The sequence below is a fragment of the Thauera sp. WH-1 genome, assembly GCF_047806685.1.
GTDB lineage: Bacteria > Pseudomonadota > Gammaproteobacteria > Burkholderiales > Rhodocyclaceae > Thauera.
Genome location: NZ_JBLQGP010000009.1, coordinates 63,086 through 83,033 on the forward strand (window position 1 = coordinate 63,086; position 19,948 = coordinate 83,033).

18 protein-coding genes and 1 riboswitch are annotated in these 19,948 nt (G+C 70.8%); of the genes, 8 read left to right on the forward strand and 10 right to left on the reverse strand.

Translation table 11 applies throughout. The features are described 5' to 3' along the window. Positions 1-4: 4 nt before the first annotated feature. From ACMV5O_RS10735 to ACMV5O_RS10765, 7 genes are all read right to left on the reverse strand, one after another. A complete protein-coding gene (locus ACMV5O_RS10735) occupies positions 5-3,532 on the reverse strand; it encodes a hypothetical protein (protein ID WP_416163457.1) in 3,528 nt (1,175 codons plus the stop codon). A gap of 6 nt (positions 3,533-3,538) precedes the next feature. Then, on the reverse strand, positions 3,539-4,129 hold the full coding sequence (locus ACMV5O_RS10740) for a hypothetical protein (protein WP_416163458.1): 591 nt from the start codon (positions 4,127-4,129) through the stop codon (positions 3,539-3,541). Then, complete coding sequence (locus ACMV5O_RS10745; protein ID WP_416163459.1) at positions 4,126-5,385, reverse strand: hypothetical protein; 1,260 nt, start codon at positions 5,383-5,385, stop codon at positions 4,126-4,128. Before ACMV5O_RS10745 ends, ACMV5O_RS10740 begins: the two co-directional genes overlap by 4 nt. Continuing rightward, entirely contained in the window at positions 5,378-5,899 is a 522-nt protein-coding gene (locus ACMV5O_RS10750) for a hypothetical protein (protein ID WP_416163460.1), read from the reverse strand. Before ACMV5O_RS10750 ends, ACMV5O_RS10745 begins: the two co-directional genes overlap by 8 nt. A 4-nt stretch (positions 5,900-5,903) precedes the next feature. Next, positions 5,904-6,413 carry a hypothetical protein gene (locus ACMV5O_RS10755; protein ID WP_416163461.1) on the reverse strand — a complete coding sequence of 170 codons (510 nt, stop codon included), beginning with the start codon at positions 6,411-6,413 and terminating at the stop codon, positions 5,904-5,906. Between the two features lie 22 nt (positions 6,414-6,435). After that, positions 6,436-7,518: a phage tail sheath C-terminal domain-containing protein gene (locus ACMV5O_RS10760; protein ID WP_416163462.1), complete on the reverse strand. Its 1,083-nt coding sequence runs from the start codon at positions 7,516-7,518 to the stop codon at positions 6,436-6,438. Positions 7,519-7,622: 104 nt separating this feature from the next. After that, entirely contained in the window at positions 7,623-8,069 is a 447-nt protein-coding gene (locus ACMV5O_RS10765; RefSeq protein WP_416163463.1) for a hypothetical protein, read from the reverse strand. A gap of 337 nt (positions 8,070-8,406) precedes the next feature. Between ACMV5O_RS10765 and ACMV5O_RS10770 the strand changes: the two genes are divergently transcribed. The 5 genes from ACMV5O_RS10770 (at position 8,407) to ACMV5O_RS10790 (ending at position 15,537) form a co-directional block, all read left to right on the forward strand. Beyond that, positions 8,407-9,261, forward strand: coding sequence for an alpha/beta fold hydrolase (locus tag ACMV5O_RS10770; protein WP_416163464.1), 855 nt, complete (start codon positions 8,407-8,409; stop codon positions 9,259-9,261). A 127-nt stretch (positions 9,262-9,388) separates the two neighbouring features. Further along, entirely contained in the window at positions 9,389-10,285 is an 897-nt protein-coding gene (locus tag ACMV5O_RS10775) for a ribose-phosphate diphosphokinase (protein ID WP_416163465.1), read from the forward strand. 175 nt (positions 10,286-10,460) lie between these two features. Further along, positions 10,461-11,375: an adenylate/guanylate cyclase domain-containing protein gene (locus ACMV5O_RS10780; protein WP_416163466.1), complete on the forward strand. Its 915-nt coding sequence runs from the start codon at positions 10,461-10,463 to the stop codon at positions 11,373-11,375. A 74-nt stretch (positions 11,376-11,449) separates the two neighbouring features. Beyond that, positions 11,450-12,466, forward strand: a complete 1,017-nt coding sequence (locus tag ACMV5O_RS10785; protein WP_416163467.1) for an efflux RND transporter periplasmic adaptor subunit — start codon at positions 11,450-11,452, stop codon at positions 12,464-12,466. After that, the gene (locus ACMV5O_RS10790) at positions 12,463-15,537 is read left to right on the forward strand and encodes an efflux RND transporter permease subunit (RefSeq protein WP_416163468.1); all 3,075 of its coding nucleotides are present in this window, start codon (positions 12,463-12,465) and stop codon (positions 15,535-15,537) included. Before ACMV5O_RS10785 ends, ACMV5O_RS10790 begins: the two co-directional genes overlap by 4 nt. A 143-nt stretch (positions 15,538-15,680) precedes the next feature. Here ACMV5O_RS10790 and vapC read toward each other — a convergent pair whose 3' ends face one another. Both vapC and vapB read right to left on the reverse strand, forming a co-directional pair. Then, positions 15,681-16,082, reverse strand: a complete 402-nt coding sequence (vapC, locus tag ACMV5O_RS10795; RefSeq protein ID WP_416163469.1) for a type II toxin-antitoxin system tRNA(fMet)-specific endonuclease VapC — start codon at positions 16,080-16,082, stop codon at positions 15,681-15,683. Further along, positions 16,082-16,315 (reverse strand): type II toxin-antitoxin system VapB family antitoxin, encoded by a 234-nt coding sequence (gene vapB, locus ACMV5O_RS10800; protein WP_416163470.1) that lies wholly within the window; start codon positions 16,313-16,315, stop codon positions 16,082-16,084. Before vapB ends, vapC begins: the two co-directional genes overlap by 1 nt. A 185-nt stretch (positions 16,316-16,500) precedes the next feature. Beyond that, positions 16,501-16,681, forward strand: a riboswitch (yybP-ykoY riboswitch). A gap of 7 nt (positions 16,682-16,688) precedes the next feature. Between vapB and ACMV5O_RS10805 the strand changes: the two genes are divergently transcribed. The 3 genes from ACMV5O_RS10805 to ACMV5O_RS10815 all read left to right on the forward strand — a co-directional run bounded on the left by ACMV5O_RS10805 (position 16,689) and on the right by ACMV5O_RS10815 (position 18,381). Then, entirely contained in the window at positions 16,689-17,264 is a 576-nt protein-coding gene (locus ACMV5O_RS10805; protein ID WP_416163471.1) for a TMEM165/GDT1 family protein, read from the forward strand. A 74-nt stretch (positions 17,265-17,338) separates the two neighbouring features. Then, positions 17,339-18,043, forward strand: a complete 705-nt coding sequence (locus ACMV5O_RS10810; protein ID WP_416163472.1) for an AzlC family ABC transporter permease — start codon at positions 17,339-17,341, stop codon at positions 18,041-18,043. Then, positions 18,040-18,381 carry an AzlD domain-containing protein gene (locus ACMV5O_RS10815; protein WP_416163473.1) on the forward strand — a complete coding sequence of 114 codons (342 nt, stop codon included), beginning with the start codon at positions 18,040-18,042 and terminating at the stop codon, positions 18,379-18,381. The genes ACMV5O_RS10810 and ACMV5O_RS10815 overlap by 4 nt, the downstream gene beginning before the upstream one ends. 81 nt (positions 18,382-18,462) lie before the next feature. On the opposite strand, the gene ACMV5O_RS10820 is transcribed toward ACMV5O_RS10815, so the two are convergent. Then, positions 18,463-19,878, reverse strand: a complete 1,416-nt coding sequence (locus ACMV5O_RS10820) for a solute carrier family 23 protein (RefSeq protein ID WP_416163474.1) — start codon at positions 19,876-19,878, stop codon at positions 18,463-18,465. Positions 19,879-19,948: the final 70 nt, after the last annotated feature.

Consider the following 19,948-nt stretch of genomic DNA (forward strand, 5'->3'; position numbering starts at 1 on the left):
TCTCCTAGGTGCCCACGCTGACGCTGGCGCTCACGCTCACCGACGCGCCGCTGCCGCCGGGGGCGCTGGCAAGGAGCGCGGTGTAGGCGGTGTCGACGCGGCCGATGTGCAGGCGCAGCTCGGGCGGCAGGCCGTCGATCCAGGCGATGATGAGCTGGATCGAGGCGCTGATGTCGAGCGCGGCGACCAGCGGCTCCACCGTCGCCCGCCAGGTCTCGTCCAGCGGCTGCAGCAGCAGCGGGTCGGGGTCGAGCGCGCCGACCTTGGTCTGCAGTTCGCGGTGCAGGGCGTCGAGCTGGGCGCGTTGGGCGGGTGGGATCACCGCGTCGAGCGAGATGCGCCCGAGCAGGCGGTCGCGGGTGGCTTCCAGCGGCTGGCGCAGCCCGGCGGGGTCGAGGGCGCGCAGCTCGCCGAGCAGGTCGCGGTACAAGCTGTCGACCTGTTGCGCATAGAGCCCCGGGTCGAGTGCGGCGATGCGGTCGGTGAGCGACTCGATGCCAGCGAGCAGCTCGGTCAGCGCCTGCGGGGCGGCCAGCAGCTCGTCGAGCTTTGACTGCAGCGCATCGACCAGCCGGCGCAGCGCGGCCGAGGCGCTGCGCAGCAGCGCGGCCAGCACCTGCAGGCTGTCGATGAAGAGCACCAGCGGGCGGCCGAACTGGCGCACCAGGGCTTCGCGCACCCAGGCCCGCAGCTGTGCCGGGCGGCCCGGCAGCAAGGCGGCGAAGGGGCCTTGTTCGGCCGGGAAGCGGCTGCCGAGCTGGTCGAGCAGGGTCGCCATGCGTGCGTCGGTTTCGGCCAGCCGGCGCGACAGCGCGGCGAAGGCGAGCAGGCCGTCCTCGGCGGCGCGGGTGTCGGCCTCGTCCAGCCAGCTGGCGATCGGGTTGGCGAGCGCCGGCGGCAGCGCACCGAGCCGGCCGCGGATGCGCGCGCGGGCGAGTGCGAGCTCGCGCAGCAGCGCTTCGGACTGGGTGGCGGGGCTGGTGTTGGCGAGGGCCGCGGCGAGCGCATCGCGGTGCGTCGCCCACTGTGCGCGCAGCGCATCGGCGCTGCTGCCGAGGGCGGCCTGGCGCAGCGCCTCGAGAGCCTCGAGCTGCGCCGCGGTGGCGGCTTCGGGGACCTTGGCGAGGACGCTGTCGAGCCAGGCATCGAACTCGTTGCCGGCATCGCCGAGCGCGTCGAGGCGCCCGACCACGTGGTCGGCGACGTCGAGCGCGCTCGCCAGCGTATTGCCGAAGCTGCGCACCTGGTCGAGTGCCGCGCTCAGCCCGTCGCCGAGCTCGCCCGCCGGCACGGCTGCGTCCAGCCCCTGCAGGGCCTGGCGCACGGTGTCGGTGAGGGGCTGCAACAGGGCCGATGGGCGCAGGCCCTCGAGCTCGCGCACCAGCGCGGCATGGGCCTGCGCCGGCGCGGCGAGCGCGGCGCCGACGTCGAGCTGGCGGCCCAGGCGCTGGCGGGTGTCGGCCAGCGCGCGCTCGGCCTGGTCGAGCCACAGCGCGGGCTGGAAGGCGGCGAGGCCGTCGCGCACGGCGGCGAAGGGTTCGGCCAGCAGCGGGCCGAGGGCAGCGCGCGGCGAGAACTCGAGCAGGCGCGCGCGGGCCTCCTCGGGCAGGGCCTTGAGCTTGAGCAGCAGGTCGGTGGGGCTGGCCTCGAGCTGGGTGTCGAGGCTGACGATGAGCGGGTCGGTGAGCGGCACCAGCGACGGTGGCAGCACGCTCATGGCGGAGCGGATCAGCTCGGGGCCGGGGGCGGGCAGGGTGGCCGGGTCGATCGCGCGCAGCACGGCTTCGAGCTTGCCGATGGCGGCGATGACCTCGTCCGCCACCGGGGCGAAGGAGATGCGCGACAGCGAGTCGGCCAGCGCCTTGACCTGCTCCAGCACCTGGATGAGCTTGACCACGCCGTCCTGCTGGCTGAGGCTGGCAAGCGGCTGGAGGATCTGCTGCAGCGGCGCGGTGAGCACCTCGGGGTCGATTGCGTCCATCGCCGCGTCGGCGGCCTGCAAGGCCTGGCCCAGGGCGGCGGTGGCGGGCGACAGGGCGGTGGTGAGCGCCGTCTCGATCGCCGCCACGGCGTGCCCCAGGGCCTGTTCGAGCTGTTGCTGCAGGCGCGCGAGGTCCAGCGCCTGGATCTGGCCGCGTGCCTCCTCGAAGGCGCGCGCGCTGCTGGCGCCGAGGGCGGCGAGCTGGCCCTCCACCGCGGCGATGGCGCCGCGGGCGCGGTCGAGGGCGGCGCTGACGGGCGCGCTGACGGCGCTGATGTCGAGCAGATCGAGCACGGCCTCGAGCCGGGCGCGGATGTCGTCGATCAGGGCCTCGAGCGGCGCAAAGGCGTTGGCCGGCAGGCTGGCGACGGCGAGCCCGGGCGCGGACTGGGTGAGGTCGGCGAAGCTGGCGCGCGGCAGCAGCAGCACCAGGCTGCGGCACAGGCCGGCGTCGAGCGTGCCGGGCAGCTCGAGCAGGGCGTTCATCAGGCGGTCGCGGGCCTCGGCGCTGGCCGGTGCGAGGGCGGCGTTGCGCGCCGCCAGCAGCGGCGCACGCAGGCCTTGCGCGCTCGCCAGCGCGGCTGCGATGGCCACGGCATCAGGGGGCTGGGCCGCGGTGGCGGTGGCGAGTGTGCCCAGCGCCGCAACGAAGTTCGCCCCTGCCGTGCCGAGCGCAGCGCCGGGCTGGGCCGCGAGCTCGGCCGCGGGCACGGCGCGGGTGATGCAGGCGCTGGTGTTGAAGGCGATCAGCGCGGCGAGCTGCTCGATGGTGTGGCGCAGTTCGGCCTCGACCTTGGCGGCGCTGGCGTCGTCCCAGCGGATCAGCGTGTCGAGCGGGTCGCGCAGGTCGTCGAGCAGGGGCAGCGAGCGCAACTGGAAGTAGCCGGGGCGGAAGGTGCCGACGCGCGCATGCACCCAGCGCAGCAGGCTGGGGACCGAGAGGTCGGCGGGCAGGGTGTCGATCAATGCGCGCGCGGCGGCGACCTGGTCGGCGTCGAGCGCACCGGCATCGTTCGCCGGCGCCGTGGGCGCGCCACCGCCGGATCCCGTGCCGCTGCCACTGCCGCCACCTCCACCTCCACCACTTCCACTGCCGTCAGCCGTGCCGCCGCCTGCGCCGCCGGATCCGCCCGCCCCCGCCGTCGGTCCGGCGGTCACGCCGAGGCCGCAGCGCCAGTCGGTGTCGAACAGGGCCTGCAGCCGTGCGATGCGCGCGAGCAGGGGCGCGAAGGCGGACTGCAGTTCGGCGCCGAGGCGCTCGGGCAGGGCGCCGATGTCGGCCTGCAGGCCTTGCGCGAGCCCGCCGAGCTCGCCCTGCAGGCTGGGCAGCAGGTTGCCGAAGCCGGCGCTGAAGTCGAAGCCGCCCGACAGTTGCGGCACCGGCAGGCCGGCGAGGCCGGCGAGCGCGCTGCCGAAATCGCCCGGCGGACCGCTCTGCCAGCTGGCGATGAGGCGGCCGAGGTCGCCGTAGGCGCCGCCGATGCTGCCCGCGATGGCGGACAGGTCGGCGCCGGATACTGTCAGGTCGAGTTGAACCAGCAGTCCGGCCATGGTCGCTTACTCCAGCAGGTCGCGCAGCCCGGCGCCGATGCTGCCGAGCTGGCCGATGGCGGGGCCGGTGTCGCCGAGGATGCCGGTGAGCGGGCCGGTCGGGTCGGACAGCTCGGGCATGTTGCCGAGCGCCTGCAGCGCATCGAGCGCGCCCATGGCGTCGTCGAGCAGGCCGGCCGCCTGGTCGAGCAGGCTGGTGTCGATGCCGCCGAGGATGTCGCTCGGCGGCGGCGGGGGTGGCGACTCGATGAGCCACAGCGCATAGTCGATCTGGTCGGGGGCGCTGGCCTCGGCCTGGATGTGCACCTGCTGCAGCAGCACGTGCTGGATGTCGGTGCCGGTGACGATGTCGGAGACGAAGGTCATCGGCGCGCCGGCAAGGTACTTCTCTCGCACCGAATTGAGCAGATCCAGCCCGGCCTCGCTGCCGAACACCGAGCCCTCGATGACGATGCGCGCCGGGCGGCGCTCGAGGTCCTGGAACAGGCTGCCGGCCCGTCCAGGGACGGGAAGCTCGAGGAAGTCACGCGTCTCGAGGGTTTCCAGCCGCGTCACGCGCGGCAGTTCCCAGTCGGCGAGCATGGGCGTGAGGCTCATGTCAGGTCCACTCCCCGGAGCCAGGCCTGTTCGCGCAGCAGGCGCTCGAGCCCGGCGGCGAGGTCCGCGGGCTGGCCGAGTGCGGGCTGGCCAGATGCGGGTTCAGCGGCGGCTGTCCAGGCCTTGGCAGTGGCTGGCGCTGCGGCGCTGGCCTGCGCGCCGGGCGCTGGCGTGCCGAGCAGCCGGGACGGCGCGCGCAGCAGCGGCCGGCGTTCGGATGCGCGCGGCGCGCCCGCCCCCGCAGGGCCGGCACCGGGGTCGGGGAGCGGGTGCAGGAACGGCGGCGCGACCAGGGTGCGCAGCGTGTCGGTGGCGGGTTGCAGGTCAGCGCGGGCGTCGGCAGCGCTCGCCGTGGGCTGCGCGTTCGCGGTCGGGCGGCTTGCCGGGCGCGGGGCGGCGTGGCGCTGCAGCAGGTCGCCGGTGAGTTCGCCGACCGACTGTGCGCTGGCCGCAGCCTTGCCCGCATCGGCCGCTGAGGCGGCGCCGGAGCGGGCCGCGTTGGCGGGCGTACGGCCGGCCTCGGGGCGCGTGGCAGAGGCGGTGCCCTGCAGCACGGTATTGATGAGTTCGCCGACCGACTGCACGCTGGACGAAGACTTGGCCGCGCCGGCCGCTGCGGCGGCGCCCGATCGGGCCGTGCGCGCGGGAGTGCGGCCAGCCTTTGGGCGCGCGACGGGGCCGGCGTGGCCCTGGAGCAAGGCCTCGATGAGTTCGCCGACCGAAGGTGCGCTGGCCGCACCCCTGCCTGCGCCGGCCGCTGCAGCGGCTGTGCTGGATGGGGCCGTGCGCGCCAGCGTGCAACCGGCTTCAGTGCGCGCGGCCGCGGCAGCAGGGGTCAGCGCTGCGGCGGACGGCGGGAGATCGGACGCCCGGCCCGGCGCCTGACGAAGGCTGTCCGCGGCGCTGGCGAGGCCCGCCAGGGCGGCGCTTCCGGCTGCGGCGGGACGCGCAGCGGCCGCCGCCGCCGCCCGCCTGACCGTGTCGGCGCGCTGTCCACCCTCCTTGGCGCCGGTGTCCGCGGCGTTCGCCGCGTTGACGACTTTCGGCAGCACGGCAAAGGGGTTGAAGGGCACCGCGACGGAAAAGGGGTTGAAGCGCGCCGCCGCGGGCAGGCGCTCGAGATTGCCGGTGCGCGCCGCCGCCTCGCCCGTAACGGCCGCGAGCAGCGCGGACAACCGCGCCTGCGTCGCCTGCAGGTGCTTGCTGACCTCATGGAAGGGCGCAAGAGCGGCCGCGAGGCGGCGCGGATCAGCCATGGCGCCCGCCTTCCGCGCGCAGCATCTGCAGGTGGAGCAGGATCTGGCCGAGGGTGAGCTCGCCGATCTGCTGCGGCGTCCAGCCGAATTCGCGCGCGAGCACGTGGGCGGCGCGCGCGATCGGCTGCTCGGCGGCCTCTTCCAGCGCGGCGGGGGCGGCGGCGAGGCCGCTGACGCGGTTGACCTCGGCGAGCAGGAACTCCATCAGCCCGATGGGCAGCGCCGACACCTGCGGCAGGGATAGCGCCGGCAACTGCAGCGCCGCGTGCACCATCAGCGCGCCGGCCAGGCTGTCGCTGTCGCGCGCGGCGCGGCTGATCAGTTGCAGGTCGCGCACGGTGAGCGGGCGGATCTGCACCCGTCCCGCGAAGCCGCTGCGGCCTGCCTCGATCAGCGCGGCGGGCACCTCGATGTCGTAGGTCGCGGCGCTCCCGGCGAGCAGCTCGTCGGCGCCGAGGTAGGCCTCGGGCGCCGCGCCGGCAGCCTGCAGTCGCGCCTCTGCTGCCATGCTCATGGGCTCAGCCTCGTTCGTCGCGGACGGTCACGTACAGCGCCTGGAAGTCGGCCCCTTCCATGACGAAGTCGTCCTCGGGCATGGTCAGGTTCCACTGCTCGAGCTTGACCTCGTGCAGGGTCACGATCGACTTGGTGCCGGGGTTCGCGGCGTTTTCCGCCATCAGCGTGATGTTGAAGGCGGGCTGGGACCAGGAGCTGCGCGGCCGCTGCTCGCTCGCTTCGCCGAGCAGCAGGCGCAGCAGCGCGCCGTTGAGCCAGGCGCGGTCGATGTGGCCGCGCACGCTGACGTTGCCCGAGCGCAGCTCGCTGGCGTAGCGCTGACCGATCTCGTGGAAGGGGCGGATCGCCGAGCTGACCTGGACGGTGACACCGGTGACGCGGCCGACCTGGATGAGGTCGTTGCCCTCGATCACCGCGCCCGCGGCGGCGCCCTCGGGGCCTTCGCCGGCGGGCGCGAGCAGGATGGAGCCGTCGGCTCCGGTGAAAACACGGGTGTTGGCGGCGGATGGCATGTCGGTCTCCTTTCCTGCGCGTTCAGGACAGCGCGAGGGTCACGCGGATGTAGTCGATGCTGAAGGTCGGCTGCATGGCGACATTGACGATGCAGCGGCCGGCGACCTCGTCGGCGCGCGTGGCCTTGACCTCGAGCTGGTAGCCGGTGAGGGCCTCGTCCACCACCATGGTGGTCAGGAAGCTGTCGAGCGCACCGTGCAGGGCGGTGCGCACGCGTTCGTTGTTGAGCCGGCCGACGAAGGGGTTGGCGACCTGGCGGATGCCGGCCTTGGCGTAATCGACGATGCGCCGCGTGGTGATCTGCGCGAAGGCCTCGCCCTCGGTGGTGATGCCGCGTACGACACGGATGCCCTGGCGGTCTTCCAGCGCGCACACGTTGCCCTGCAGCAGGGCCTTGAGCTGGCCGTAGCTGTAGCGGGTGGTGAGCTCGGTGACGCCGGCGAACACCTTGTTGGTGGGGCTGGCCTGTGGCGCAAGGCTGGCGATCAGGCCCGCCATCGCGGCCGCCGTGTAGTTGCCCGGCAGGCTGACCATGGCGCCGGCGGCCGGGTCGTAGGTGCGCAGGCCCGGGGTGACCAGCACCACGCGCTTGTTGGCGGCGACCTGATCGGTGACGGCGGTCACGGTGCTTGCGTCCGAGCCGATCACGGTGATCACGTCCTTGCCATCGCCCTCGGCGCTGTTGACCGCTGCCGGCAGGACCTGCAGCGCGGTCGCGGTGGCCAGTTCGGGCGCGACCAGGATGTTGACCGTGTCCTTGAGCAGTTCGGCCGTGGCATTGGCGAAGGCGGCCTGGTCGGCGCCGGCGGCGAGCGCATGGGCATACACGGTGCGCGCGCCGTTGGCGAACAGCAGGGCGAGCCCGCGCATCAGGTTGAGTGTGCCGGCGCTGAGCGCGTCGGCGGCGGCATACAGCTTGGCGGCGTCCTCCATGCTGCCGAGGATGTGGGTCTGGCCGATGGCGTCGGCCACCCCTTCGGCCGCCGCCGCCGTGCCGACGATGCCGACGTTGCCGAAGCTGACGCCCTTGGGAGCGATCAGTCCCTCTGCCTGTACCCGGATGAATGATCCCGGAACGATCTGTTCCGCAAAGTTCTCTTCCATCGCCCGCTCCTTGGTTCCCCGCTGGGGGTGTAGGCGCCCCGCGCGGGGCATTCTCGATCGCACGGCGCGCCGGGGCGCGTGGTGCGCTGTTGGCGTCCGGGTGCTCAGCCGTCGGGCGCGATGTCGAGGACGAGATCGCTGATCACGCCCTCCGCTGTCGTGGGGGTGCTGATGAACTCGTAGTCGATGTCGAAGATGATGACGCGCGCATCGCTGCTGTCCGCCCGCTCGAGGCGAAGGATGCCGGCCGCCAGCCGTTCGCCGCGCGACAGGCACAGCAACTGCTCCGCCAGGCTGCCGGCATGGGCGCGCGCATTGGCCTCGTTGCCGCCGCCGATGCTGATGCTCACGCGTGCGGCCAGGCGTCGCCCGAGGAGGGCGCCTTCGGGTTCGACATGATTGCCGACATAGCCCCCCAGCCCCAGCGGGCGCACACGCCGCGCCTCGATGAGCAGCGAGCGGTTCAGGCCCGCGGGGGAGTCGCCCGGGAGCAGCCCATGAATGGAAAGCCCTAGGGCATTGAGGGCGGCCTGGGAGAGGGCATCAGGCATGCAGGCCTCCCGTGGGCAGTCACGGCTTGGTTGGTTGAGTGCGTCTCGCTGGCTGGCGCTGAGCGGCGCCTTATTCTTCTGTGCTATTTGGTTTAGTTCCCCTGCGGGGCTTTGTCAAACCGCGTGTCTGCGTGGCTTCGCAATCTCAGCGCATCGTGCCGGCGCGTGCGCGGACGAAGGCACGCAAGGCGCTGATGCGTTCGCGCAGTGCGCGCTTGCCGGCATGTGCGCGACCGATCCTTGGTGGGGCCGTTTGTCTCGCGCTGCCTTCTCGGCGACACTTCGGGTCCCCGGCGCTCCGTTCGTCCGCGAGCGCCCCCATTTCAGACGGGAGGAAATGACCATGAACAGCCCCGAGATCGGTCGCAGCGTCGTCGCTGGCGGCATTCGGACCAACTATCACGACGTCGGTGAAGGCTTTCCGCTGCTGATGATCCATGGCTCGGGTCCGGGCGTGTCGGCGTGGGCCAACTGGCGCCTGGTGATGCCGGAGTTGGCCAGGCAGGCGCGCGTGATTGCACCGGACATGGTGGGTTTCGGCTTCACCGAGCGCCCTGCCGGCCAGCAGTACACGATGGACGCCTGGGTCGATCAGGCGGTCGGCCTGCTCGATGCGCTGGACATCGAGCAGGCCGACCTGGTGGGCAACTCCTTCGGCGGCGCGCTGGCGGTGGCGCTGACGATCCGCCATCCGCAGCGGGTGCGCCGGCTGGTGCTGATGGGCGCGGTCGGCGTGCATTTCCCGATTACCGAGGGACTGGACGCGGTGTGGGGCTACACGCCCTCGATCGCCAACATGCGCCGCATCATGGACTACTTCGCCTGGGACCGCAGCCTGGTGAACGACGAGCTTGCCCGGCTGCGCTACGAGGCCAGCATCCAGCCCGGCTTCCAGGAAGCTTTCGCGGCGATGTTCCCGGCGCCGCGCCAGCGCTGGGTCGATGCGATGACCAGCCCGGAGGCCGCCATCGCCGCGCTGCCGCATGAGACGCTGATCATCCACGGCCGCGACGACCAGGTGATTCCGCTGTCGACCTCGCTCAAGTTCTCGCAGCTGATCTCGCGCTCGCAGCTGCATGTCTTCGGCCGCTGCGGGCACTGGACCCAGATCGAGCACTCGGCCCGCTTCGCGCGGCTGGTGAGCGACTTCCTCGCCGAAGCGCAGGCGGACGAACCCGTGCCCTTGCGTTGAGGGCGGGCACACGGGCATCGTGCGCCCGCCCCCGCGCACGGTCGCCCACGAGGCGTGAAATCCTTCGCGCCCGTGCGACTGCAGGCGCTTCAAGGGGGGCAGGCAGGGGTGTAGTCTTGCGCCGATGATGAGTAAAGACACCGTGCTCCTGCATTTCGAGGACGAGGCCGCGGAAGCCATGCGCCTGGCGCAGGCGGTCGGTCTGGAACTGGCGGAGATCGAGCGCCACCGCTTTCCTGATGACGAACTGCGCCTGCGCCTGCCGGCCGAGCTGCCACCGAACGTGGTGCTGTATCGCAGCCTGCACCGCCCCAACGAGAAGCTGCTCGAACTCCTGCTGGTCGCGCGCACCGCGGGCCGGCTGGGCGCGCAGCACCTCACCCTGGTGGCGCCCTATCTCGCCTACATGCGCCAGGACAAGGCCTTTCGCAGCGGCGAGGTGGTCAGCCAGCGCATCGTCGGTGAGTTCCTGGCGGGCCTGTTCGACGGGGTGATCACCGTCGACCCGCACCTGCATCGCATCGACTCCCTGGCCGAGGCGATCCCGGTGCCGCATGCGCTTGCCCTGTCGGGCGCCGCGCTGCTGGCCAAGGTGGCGCTCGAGCGCCGCGAACGCCCGCTGCTGGTCGGGCCCGATGCCGAATCGCGCCAATGGGTCGAGGCCGCGGCCCGGCCTCATGGCCTGGACTACCTGGTGTGCGACAAGATCCGGCACGACGACCGCAATGTGGACATCGCCCTGCCGGCCGGCGCGGCCGTGCACGGACGTGCGGTGGTGCTGCTCGATGACGTCGCCAGCTCGGGCCATACGCTGGCGCGTGCGGCCAGCGTGCTGCGCGCGGCGGGCGCGGTGTCGGTCGATGTCGCCGTCACCCACGCGCTGTTCGCCGACGACGCGCTCGAGCTGATCCATGCCGCCGGCGTGGGCGCGGTGTGGAGCACGGACTGCATCGCCCACCCGAGCAATGCCATCAGCGTGGCCCCGATGCTGGCCGAGGCGTTGCGCGAGATCGGCGTGAGCTGAGCCCCCTCCTTTTGCCGTCTGCATAGGCCCTGGCCCGCTCCGGCGCCCCTGTGCCGGCGATGACGTCCTCAGGGCTTAGTGCTAGCATCTCGTTTTCCGCGATGCAGCGAATCGCCAGTCCACCCGCCCGTGGGCAGGCCTCTTGCGCGCGGACGGGACAAGAACGAGGAGACGCGTGGAGCAATCGGTCAGGACTGTGGTATTTGCCGATCTGACAGGGAGTACCGGACTGTTCGAGAAGGCGGGCAACGTGGCGGCGACGCAGATCGTCACCCGGTGCACGCACGCGCTCGGCCGTCACCTGGCCACTGCCGGCGGCCGTGTCGTCAAGTACCTGGGCGATGGCGTGCTCGTGCTGTTCGACGACACGATGGCCGCGGTGCAGGCGGCGGCGCGCATGCAGGAAGTGCTGGAGGAGCTGGCCAGCGTCGAGTTGCAGCGCGCACCGCTGGGCGTGAAGACCGGCGTCGATCGCGGTTCCATCGTCGAGCACGACGGCGATTGCTATGGTGATGCGGTCAATGTCGCTGCGCGCCTGAGTGATCGCGCCCAGGCCGGCGAGACCCTGATCGGGGAGGCGGTGTTCGCCAGCCTGCCCGAACCGATGCGCATCGCCTGTCACAGCCTCGATCGCATCACTATCAAGGGCAAGGCCGAGCCGATGCGGGTGTGGCGGGTGGATTTTGCGCGCAGCGCCGAAACCACCCTGACCACGCTGCTCGGCTATCAGGAGCTCATCGACGGCCCGGCGCTGATCCAGCGCATCGATATCGACCGCCTCGACCAGCATGTCGAACTCCACGCCGACGACGGGCCGCTGATCATCGGTCGTGGCGAGGGCGCGGGCTTTCCCATCGACGATCCGCGGGTGTCGCGCCGCCATGCGCGCGTGGAATGGGCGGGTGGCCAGTGCGTGATCACCGATTTCAGCAGCAACGGCAGCTGGGTCCGCTTCGCCGGCTCGTCGGCGCCGGTGATTCTGCGCCGCGACAGTTGCACCCTGTACGGTGAGGGCGAGATCGGGCTCGGCGCCACGCCGGACGACTTCACCGCGCCCACACTGGGTTTTCGCGTCATCGACCAGGGTTGAGCGGCGCAGGGCTTGCTGACGAAGGGCGGTCGCAGCCTCGGCAACACATTCGCCAAACCACCGCGCGATCTGCAATGAGAATCCTCACCGTCCTGCTGCTGTTGCTGCCGATCCTCGCCCCCGCCGGTGTTGGCGCCGCCCAGTGGACGCAGCGTCCGCTCGCCGACATCGCGTGGTATCCCGAATTCCGCGCCCCGGCTGCCGTGCATGCGCGCGAGGAGGCGAGGCTCGCGGCCGAGGTGTCGGCACCCATCATTGCGATGCCGGCGCGCGAGGGCGAGACGGTGGCGCGCGGCGCCGAACTCGTGCGTCTGGATGCCGCCGCCTACCGCATCGAGGTCGAGCGCGCCCGCGCCCAGCGCGACCTCGTCGACAGCCGCATCCGCCTGGCGCGTGCCCAGCTCGAGCAGGCACGGGCGCTGGCGGGGCGCGGCTTCATCAGCGCCGACGGCCTGCGCATCCGCGAGACCGAGGTGGGCGTGCTCGAGAGCGAGCGTGCCGCCGCCGCCGCCGCGCTGGCGGCGGCCGAGCTGGCGCTGGCGCGCTGCGTAATCCGCGCGCCCTTCGCCGGGGTGGTGCGCGAGCGGCTGGCGAGCGTGGGCGATCTGGCGACAGCGGGCATGGCGCTGCTGAGCTTTGCCGCCAGCGCCGACGCCGAGGTGCGGGCGCGGGTGCCGGCGGCGCAGGTGGACAGCCTGCGCGCCGCGGTCGAGCTACAACTGGTAGCGGGCGAAGCCGTGCAGGCGCTGACGCTGCGTCGCGTGTCGCCGGTGCTCGAGGCCGCCGGCCAGGCGCGCGAGGTGATCCTGGACGGGGGTGCGGCGCTGCCGCCGGGCCTGGCCGGTGAGTTGCGCTGGCGCAGCAGCGTGCCGCACCTGCCGCCGGGCTACGTGCAGCAGCACGAGGGCATGCTCGGCGCCTGGGTCGCGCGTGACGGGGTGGCGGTCTTCGTGCCCTTGCCGCAGGCCCAGGCTGGGCGCGCGGTGGCGGTCGACTGGCCGCCGACGACGGCGGTGATCGACGAGGGGCGCTTCGCGCTCGGACTCGGCAGTGCCGGCACACCCGAGGGCGCGGGTGGAGGCGCGCAGTGAAGGCGCTCTACGGGCGGCTGATCGACAACCACCCGCTTGCCAACATCGCCTTCCTGATGGTGCTGCTCGGCGGCCTGTTCAGTTACCTGACCATGCCGCGGGCGCAGGACCCGGAAATCAACTTCAACTGGGTCAGCATCATCACCACGCTGCCCGGCGCCTCGGCCGAGGACATCGAGCGCGAGCTGACCGGTCCGCTCGAGGATGCGATCAAGCAGGTCCAGAACATCCGCTTCGTGTCCTCATCGAGCCGCGAGGGCGTGTCCTCCATCCTGGTGCGCTTCGAGGAGCTCTCCGAGCGCGTGTTCGACAAGCGCGTGAATGACCTGCGGCGCGAGATCCAGAACAAGGCCGCCGCCGAGCTGCCGCCCGATGCCACCGACCCGGTGGTATTGGAGATCACGAGCTCGAACGGCTTTCCCACCGCCATCCTGGTGCTGCATGGCAGCGGCGGCGAGAACCTGCGTCGGGCGGCCTTCGTGATGAAGAAGGACATCGAGGGACTGGCCGGCGTCGACCAGGTGATCGCTGCCGGTTTCGACGATCCGCAACTGCAGGTGGACTTCGATCCTGCGCGCCTGGCGGCCGCCGGGCTGTCGCCGGTGCAACTGTCGGACGGGGTCGCGACCTGGTTCCGCAACACCCTGGCCGGGCGTATCCGCGTGCAGGACCGGGAGTGGCTGGTGCGCCTGGAGGGCAAGACGCCCGACCCCGAGGCGCTCGCCCAGGCGGCAATCGTGACGCCGCAGGGGCGAGTGGCGGTCGATGAGGTGGCGGCGGTGGTACGCGGCCATGAGCGCGCCAACCAGCTGGTGAGCTACAACGGCCGGCCGGCGGTGATGCTGTCGGTGACCAAGCAGGCCGGCACCAACACGCTGCAACTGGTCGAGCGCCTGCAGGGCTTCGCTGCCGAGCGCAACCTGCTGCTCGCCGGCCAGGGCCTGCAGCTTGCCGTGGTGGATGACCAGACGCACGCCACCCGCCATGCGATCGGGGTGATGGAGTCCAACGCGCTGTTCGGCCTTGTTGCGGTCTTGCTGATGTGCTGGATCTTCCTCGGTTCGCGGCTGGCGCTGCTGGTGGCGCTGGGCGTGCCGTTCTCGCTCGCCGGCACCTTCATCGCGGTCGACCTGATCGACTCCACCCTCAACCTCACCGTGCTGCTCGGTGTGGTGATCGCGCTCGGCATGCTGGTCGATGATGCGGTGGTGGTGGTCGAGGCCATCTACTACCGCCTGCAGCGCGGCGAGGCGCCGCGCGAGGCGGTGGTGGCCGGGGTGCGCGAGGTCGGCCTGCCGGTGCTGGCCGCGGTGCTGACCACGATCGCCGCCTTCTTGCCGCTGATGCTGCTGCCCGGCATCCTCGGCAGCTTCATGTTCATCGTGCCCTTCGTCGTCACCGTTGGCCTGCTGGTGAGTCTGGCCGAGGCCTTCTGGATCCTGCCCACGCACATCCTGGCGCTGGGGCTGCAGTCCTCGCTGCGACCGACGCGGGCGCAGCGGCTGCGCGAGCGCTTCACCCACTGGCTGAGGGTGAAGTACGCACTCGGCCTGGTCGGCGTGCTGCGCCGGCCGCGCAGCGCGCTCGCCGTGCTGCTGCTGGTGATGGCGGGCGCCGGTGGCGCGGTGGCGGGCGGCTTCGTGAAGGTGCAGTTCTTTGCCTTCGACTCGATGCGTCTGTTCTACGTCAGCGTGGACATGCCGGCCGGCGTCACGCCCGAGCGCACGCTGGCCGCCGCCGAGCGCGCGGCCGCGGTGGTCGCGGGCGCGATCGGCGAGCAAGAGCTGCGATCGGTGGTGAGCTACGCCGGACTCAAGTTCACCGACACCGAGCCGGTGTATGGCGACCAGTACGCGCAGGTGCTGGTGTCGCTGCTGCCGCGCAATGGCGACATGCGCGACACCGGTGACATCATCGCCGAGCTGCGGCCGCTGATCGTGGCGCTCGATGGCGAGGCCAGCTACTCCTTCATGGAGATGAAGGGCGGGCCGCCGACCGCGAAGCCGATCTCGGTGAAGATGAAATCGGACGACTATCCCGTGCTGCGCGCCGCCGCCGATGCCCTGATGGAGGAGGCGGCGCGGCTGCCCGGGGTGACGGACCTGACCGACGACGACGTGCCCGGGCGCAACGAGATGCGCCTGCTGCTCAACCGCGAGAAGCTGGCCCGCGCCGGGGTGAGCCCGCACGAGGTGTCGCGCCTGCTGCGCCTGTACGGCGAGGGCGAGATCGTCGCCACCACGCGTGATGCGGGCGAGAAGGTGGAGGTGGTGGTGCGCGCGCGCAGCGAGTCCTTTGCCGACGTCACCGAGCTGCTGCAGCGCGTGGTGCCGCTGGCGCAGGGCGGCAGCGTGCAGCTCGGCGAGCTGGTCGACCACGAGCTGCGGCTGTCGAAGGGCTACATCCGCCATTACCAGCTCACGCGCGCGATCACCGTCGAGGCCGAGCTCGACCGCGAGCAGATCGATACCGTGGACGCGAACAATCGCCTGAAGGCGGCGTGGACGCGGCTGCAGCCGCAATACCCCGGCGTCGAGCTGGATTTTTCCGGCGAGCTGGAGGACATCCAGGAAAGCCTGGACTCGATGGGCAAGCTCTTCCTGCTCGGCCTGGGGCTGATCTACCTGATCCTCGCCACCCAGTTCCGCAGCTACTGGCAGCCCTTCATCATCCTCGTCACCGTGCCGCTGGCCTTCACCGGCGTGGTGCTCGGCCTGCTGGCGTCGGGCAATCCGCTGTCGCTATACACCCTGTACGGGGTGATCGCGCTGACCGGCATCGCAGTGAATTCGGCGATCGTGCTGATCGACGCCGCCAACGAGCGCCGTGAGGCCGGCATGAGCGTGCAGCACGCAGCAATCTATGCCGCGCGCCGGCGCGTGGTGCCGATCCTGATCACCTCGACCACCACCATCGGCGGGCTGTTGTCGCTCGCCATCGGGCTGGGCGGCAAGTCGCTGATGTGGGGGCCGGTGGCGGCCAGCATCGTGTGGGGGCTGGGCTTCTCGACCGTGCTGACGCTGTTCGCGGTGCCGCTGGTGTATCGGATGGCGATGCAGCGCAGGCGATAGGGGAGGCGGGGGGTATTGCTGGAGAGACGAGGCCTGTCCGAGCGCAGCGAGTTCCGCAGCCCCGGAAGGAACAGCCCGTGCGTGTCCCTGCAGCGCGCCGTCAAATCGTCAAGGGGGCGTTCCCACTTGGCCTCCAGTTCCACTCAAATCGCCCAGTTCGCCAGTTGCAGCGCTTCCACGCGTTCGAACTCGCGTAGGTTGTTGGACACCAGCGTCAGACCCTCGCTGCGTGCGTGAGCGGCGATGTGAAGGTCATTGACGCCGATCGTCTGGCCGCGGGATTCAAGCTGGGCGCGGATGTTGCCATAGTGCATTGCCGCCTTGAGCCCGTAGGCCAGCACTTCAAGGCGGCTGCAGAAATCCTCGACCGCGGCCAGCGAGCGCGTCGGCGCATTGCTTTTCTCGGCGCCATGCATCAATTCCGCGAGCGTGATCGACGAGATCGCCATGTGACTCGCGTTCTCGTTGAACAAGGCCAGCGCAGAGAGCGGCCGGCGCTTGATCACGTAGATCACGATGTGGGTGTCGAGCAGGTAGCGCAACATCAAAACGCCTCGCGTTCCTGCTGTTCCTGGCTGGCGCGGGTTTCCATGAAGTCGTCGGCAACCTGCGGGCCGTCGATGAAGAAGGAGTCCCAGGTATGGCCCACCGGCGCGATGATTCGCTCCACGCCGCGCGCGCGGATATCCACCCGCTTCACGTCGGGGGGCAGGCGCATGTCGGCCGGCAGGCGCACGGCCTGACTGCGGTTGTTGGTAAAGACGGTGCTCGTGGTCATCAGCGACGCCCTGATATGTGGGATACGGCGCAAGTATATCCCGCGGCTGGGCAAGCCGGGCTGGGGCCGGTGCGATGTGGCTTGTCCGGGGAGCGAATCGGCGAATCGGCGGATTGGCGAATCGGCGCATTGGTTTGTTGGCTGCTTGGCGACTTCGCTTTGACCCTGTGAGCGGGCTCGGCTAGAATCCGCGCCGTCATTGGGGAGTAGCCGCCCTCCGGAGTGCGGGAGGGGTGCGTGTCAACATGCTCGGCCGTCAGGCCGTGGTGCGCACGGGTTCATGGACCTGGCAAGACCTTTGATCCTGCTGCTGCCGTCGATGGCCGGGGTGGCGCGGGGTCATGGGTTGTCAACCGGCCAGGAACCGAATCGAATGGACGCCTTCCTCATCTCCACCGCCATCGTCGCCCTCGCCGAGATCGGCGACAAGACGCAGCTGCTCGCCTTCATCCTCGCCGCCAAGTTCCGCCGGCCGTGGCCGATCATCGCCGGCATCCTGGTTGCCACCCTGGCCAACCATGCTTTTGCCGGGGCCGTCGGCACCTGGCTGACCACGCTGATGGGGCCGCACACACTGCGCTGGGTGCTGGGTCTGTCCTTCATCGCGATGGCGGTGTGGACGCTGATCCCCGACAAGCTCGACGAGGACGACGCCAAACTGCCGCGCTTCGGCGTGTTCGGCGCGACGGTGATCGCCTTCTTCCTCGCCGAGATGGGCGACAAGACCCAGGTCGCCACCGTGGCGCTGGCGGCGCAGTACCAGGCCCTGGTCGCGGTGGTCGCAGGCACCACGCTGGGCATGATGATCGCCAACGTGCCGGCGGTGCTGCTCGGCGACCGCGCGGCGGCGCGCATGCCGGTGAAGCTGGTGCATGGCATCGCCGCGGCGATCTTCCTCGGCCTGGGCATCGCCACCCTGTTCGGCGCCGGCGAGTCCCTCGGCTTCTGAGCCTCTCCCCGCGGGTCCGGCGGACAGACACGCGGGCGGGCTGCTATGCTCGAGCGCTTTTGCAGCCCGGCCTCATGGAATCGTCCTTCCGCTGCGGTGCCCGCGAGGGCATGCGCGATTTTCTGCCGATCTCGGTCGGTCTCGTCCCCTGGGCGATGGTGACCGGCATCGCCATGCGCTCGATCGGCCTGTCGCCGCTCGAAGCCATGGGCATGAACCTGCTGGTGTATGCCGGCACCGCCCAACTCGGCACCCTGCCGCTGATCGCCAGCGGGGCGCCCTTGTGGCTGATCTTCCTCACCGCGCTGGTGCTCAACCTGCGCTTCGTCATCTTCAGCGCGGCGCTGGCGCCGGCCTTCCACGGCCACCGCTTCATGCGCCGGCTGGCCTCGAGCTACCTGCTGGTCGACGGCATGTTCGCGATCGGCGCCGAGAAGCTGCGCCGCGCCGACGATGCGCAGTGGCGCTGGGGCTACTACATCGTGCCCTCGCTGTACGGCTGGGGCCTGTGGCAGTGCTGCGTGCTGGTGGGCGTGCTCGGGGCGGGGGTGATTCCACGCGACTGGTCGCTCGAGTTCATGACCACGATCGCGCTGATGGTGATGATGATCCCGATGCTGCGCGAGCGGCCGATGTGGGTGGCGGCGCTGGTCGGCGGCCTGGGGGCGGTGCTGCTGCGCGAGCTGCCGCTGCGCCTTGGTCTGATCGCGGGTATCGCGCTCGGCATCGGCGCCGGCTTCATGGCTGAGCGCGTCCTGGCGCGGAGGGCGGCACGATGAGCGCGGGCGTGATGAGCGAAGGCCTGTGGTTGTGGCTGACCTTGCTGGTGATCGGCTCGACGACGATCCTGACCCGCGGCAGCTTCATCCTCGCCGGCGAGAAGGGCCGCCTGCCGCCCGCCCTGCAGCGGGCGCTGCGCTATGCACCGGCGGCGGCGCTGTCGGCGCTGGTGATGCCCGACCTGCTGCTCGACGGCGGTAGCTTCGATCCGCTCAACCCCAAGCTGGCCGCAGGTGTGGTGGTGATCGTAGTGGCGCTGCGCTGGCGCAGCCCGTGGCTGCCCTTCATCCTCGGCATGTCGGTGCTGCTGATCATGAGAAAGGGGCTGGGCTGGTAGCGTCGGCTACCGGCCCAGCCCCTCGTCGTCGCGCTGCGCCGGGGCTTGGCCCCTGCGCAGCGCGCGGTTCGATGCGGCGATTTACTTCCGTGCCACGCCGTGCTCGTCGCCGGCCTCGATGTCGGCGGTGTTGTCGCCGATGATCGACAGGTCGGTCTTGGCGCGCTGGGCAGCGTTGGGGCGCTCGATCAGCCAGTACAGCACCAGGCCGACGACCACCGCGTACACGGTCGCCTTCGGGTCGGGCATCGCCAGCGTCACCGCGACGATGCCGGCCACGCCACGCTCGGTCGAGCCCTTGAGCTCCTCCATGCCCACCATGATGCAGATGTAGGCGGTCAGCACCAGGGTCAGCGACAGCGCGATCGGCAGCACCGGCTTGAAGATGGTGACCAGCGGGAGGATGAAGATGGCGATCATGCCGGTGATCCAGAAGGTGCCTCCACCGGAATAGATCGAGTCCATCGCCTTGCGGCCGAGTGCATAGCGTTCGGCGACGGTGGCGTGGGCAGCGGTCCACAGCGGGCCGGCGAGGCCGGGCCAGGGCGCGAGCAGGGCATGCAGGCCGTTGCGCAGCGCCGTCACCAGGTGTACGCGGGTGACGTCGAGCTCGATCTTCTCATCGGGACGCAGGTGGTCGACGCGCTTGCACAGCGTGAAACCGACCAGGATGTCACCGAAGGCGATCACGTAAGCGATGATCGCGGTCGGGATCGCCAGCAGGTACATGTCCAGGCTGGGCGCGCCGGCCTCGAACACCAGGTGCTTGGCGAGCAGGCCGAAGTCGGGCTGGGTGATGCCCCACTCGATGGTCGGCAAGGGGTACTCACCGACGGCCCAGCCGACGATCATCGCCAGCAGCAGGCCGGGGATCATGCCGAAGTTGGAGATGATCTTGGCGATCCTGCTGGTCTCGACGATGTGCTTGAACGACAGCGAGAACAGGATGTAGGCCGACACGATGGAGCCGATCAGCAGCGAGATCGGGGTGGCGTCGATGCGGCCGCCCGCCTTGAGCTCACCCATCATCGCTGCGATGCCGGCGCCGATGATGATGCCGCTCTTGAGCGAGTTGGGGATGATCTTGACCAGCTTGTTGCCCAGCCCGGTGACGCCCAGGAACAGGAAGATGATGAAGACCTCCAGCTGCAGGGCGAACATCGCCCGCACCGCGTCGGGGCCGGGCTCGAAGTTCTGCAGGTAGAGCAGCACGACCGGGATCGCGGGCGTGATCCAGCCCGGTACCAGCGGGACGCCGAGCAGGGCCGGCAGCATGTAGCCGATGCCGGCGATGACGCAGCCGGCCAGCGCGGCCTCGTAGGGCATGCCGAGGTACTTCTGCAGCAGGGGGATCATCGCCAGGCTGACGACGAACATGAACAGGCCCTGCATCATCTCCGGGAATTCCCAGCGATAGTGGATGAAGGGCAGGCGGACCTTGAAGGGGCCGAGCGGCCAGTACGGGTGCTCGGCGCCGTGTTCGCGCTGGATCAGCATGAATTGTCTTCCTTGATTGTCGTTATGCGGGGGAGGCCCGGACGGCGGCACGCTGGTCGCCGCCCGGGTC

Excerpts from the sequence above, each read along its gene's own strand:
- ACMV5O_RS10815 (WP_416163473.1), top strand. The coding sequence starts at position 18,040 with ATGAGCGCGGGCGTGATGAGCGAAGGCCTGTGGTTGTGGCTGACCTTG.
- ACMV5O_RS10770 (WP_416163464.1), top strand. The coding sequence starts at position 8,407 with ATGACCATGAACAGCCCCGAGATCGGTCGCAGCGTCGTCGCTGGCGGC.
- ACMV5O_RS10750 (WP_416163460.1), bottom strand. The coding sequence starts at position 5,899 with ATGAGCATGGCAGCAGAGGCGCGACTGCAGGCTGCCGGCGCGGCGCCC.
- ACMV5O_RS10820 (WP_416163474.1), bottom strand. The coding sequence starts at position 19,878 with ATGCTGATCCAGCGCGAACACGGCGCCGAGCACCCGTACTGGCCGCTC.
- ACMV5O_RS10805 (WP_416163471.1), top strand. The coding sequence starts at position 16,689 with ATGGACGCCTTCCTCATCTCCACCGCCATCGTCGCCCTCGCCGAGATC.
- vapB (WP_416163470.1), bottom strand. The coding sequence starts at position 16,315 with ATGACCACGAGCACCGTCTTTACCAACAACCGCAGTCAGGCCGTGCGC.
- vapC (WP_416163469.1), bottom strand. The coding sequence starts at position 16,082 with ATGTTGCGCTACCTGCTCGACACCCACATCGTGATCTACGTGATCAAG.
- ACMV5O_RS10745 (WP_416163459.1), bottom strand. The coding sequence starts at position 5,385 with ATGGCTGATCCGCGCCGCCTCGCGGCCGCTCTTGCGCCCTTCCATGAG.
- ACMV5O_RS10765 (WP_416163463.1), bottom strand. The coding sequence starts at position 8,069 with ATGCCTGATGCCCTCTCCCAGGCCGCCCTCAATGCCCTAGGGCTTTCC.
- ACMV5O_RS10810 (WP_416163472.1), top strand. The coding sequence starts at position 17,339 with ATGGAATCGTCCTTCCGCTGCGGTGCCCGCGAGGGCATGCGCGATTTT.
- ACMV5O_RS10785 (WP_416163467.1), top strand. The coding sequence starts at position 11,450 with ATGAGAATCCTCACCGTCCTGCTGCTGTTGCTGCCGATCCTCGCCCCC.
- ACMV5O_RS10740 (WP_416163458.1), bottom strand. The coding sequence starts at position 4,129 with ATGAGCCTCACGCCCATGCTCGCCGACTGGGAACTGCCGCGCGTGACG.
- ACMV5O_RS10735 (WP_416163457.1), bottom strand. The coding sequence starts at position 3,532 with ATGGCCGGACTGCTGGTTCAACTCGACCTGACAGTATCCGGCGCCGAC.
- ACMV5O_RS10755 (WP_416163461.1), bottom strand. The coding sequence starts at position 6,413 with ATGCCATCCGCCGCCAACACCCGTGTTTTCACCGGAGCCGACGGCTCC.
- ACMV5O_RS10775 (WP_416163465.1), top strand. The coding sequence starts at position 9,389 with ATGAGTAAAGACACCGTGCTCCTGCATTTCGAGGACGAGGCCGCGGAA.
- ACMV5O_RS10760 (WP_416163462.1), bottom strand. The coding sequence starts at position 7,518 with ATGGAAGAGAACTTTGCGGAACAGATCGTTCCGGGATCATTCATCCGG.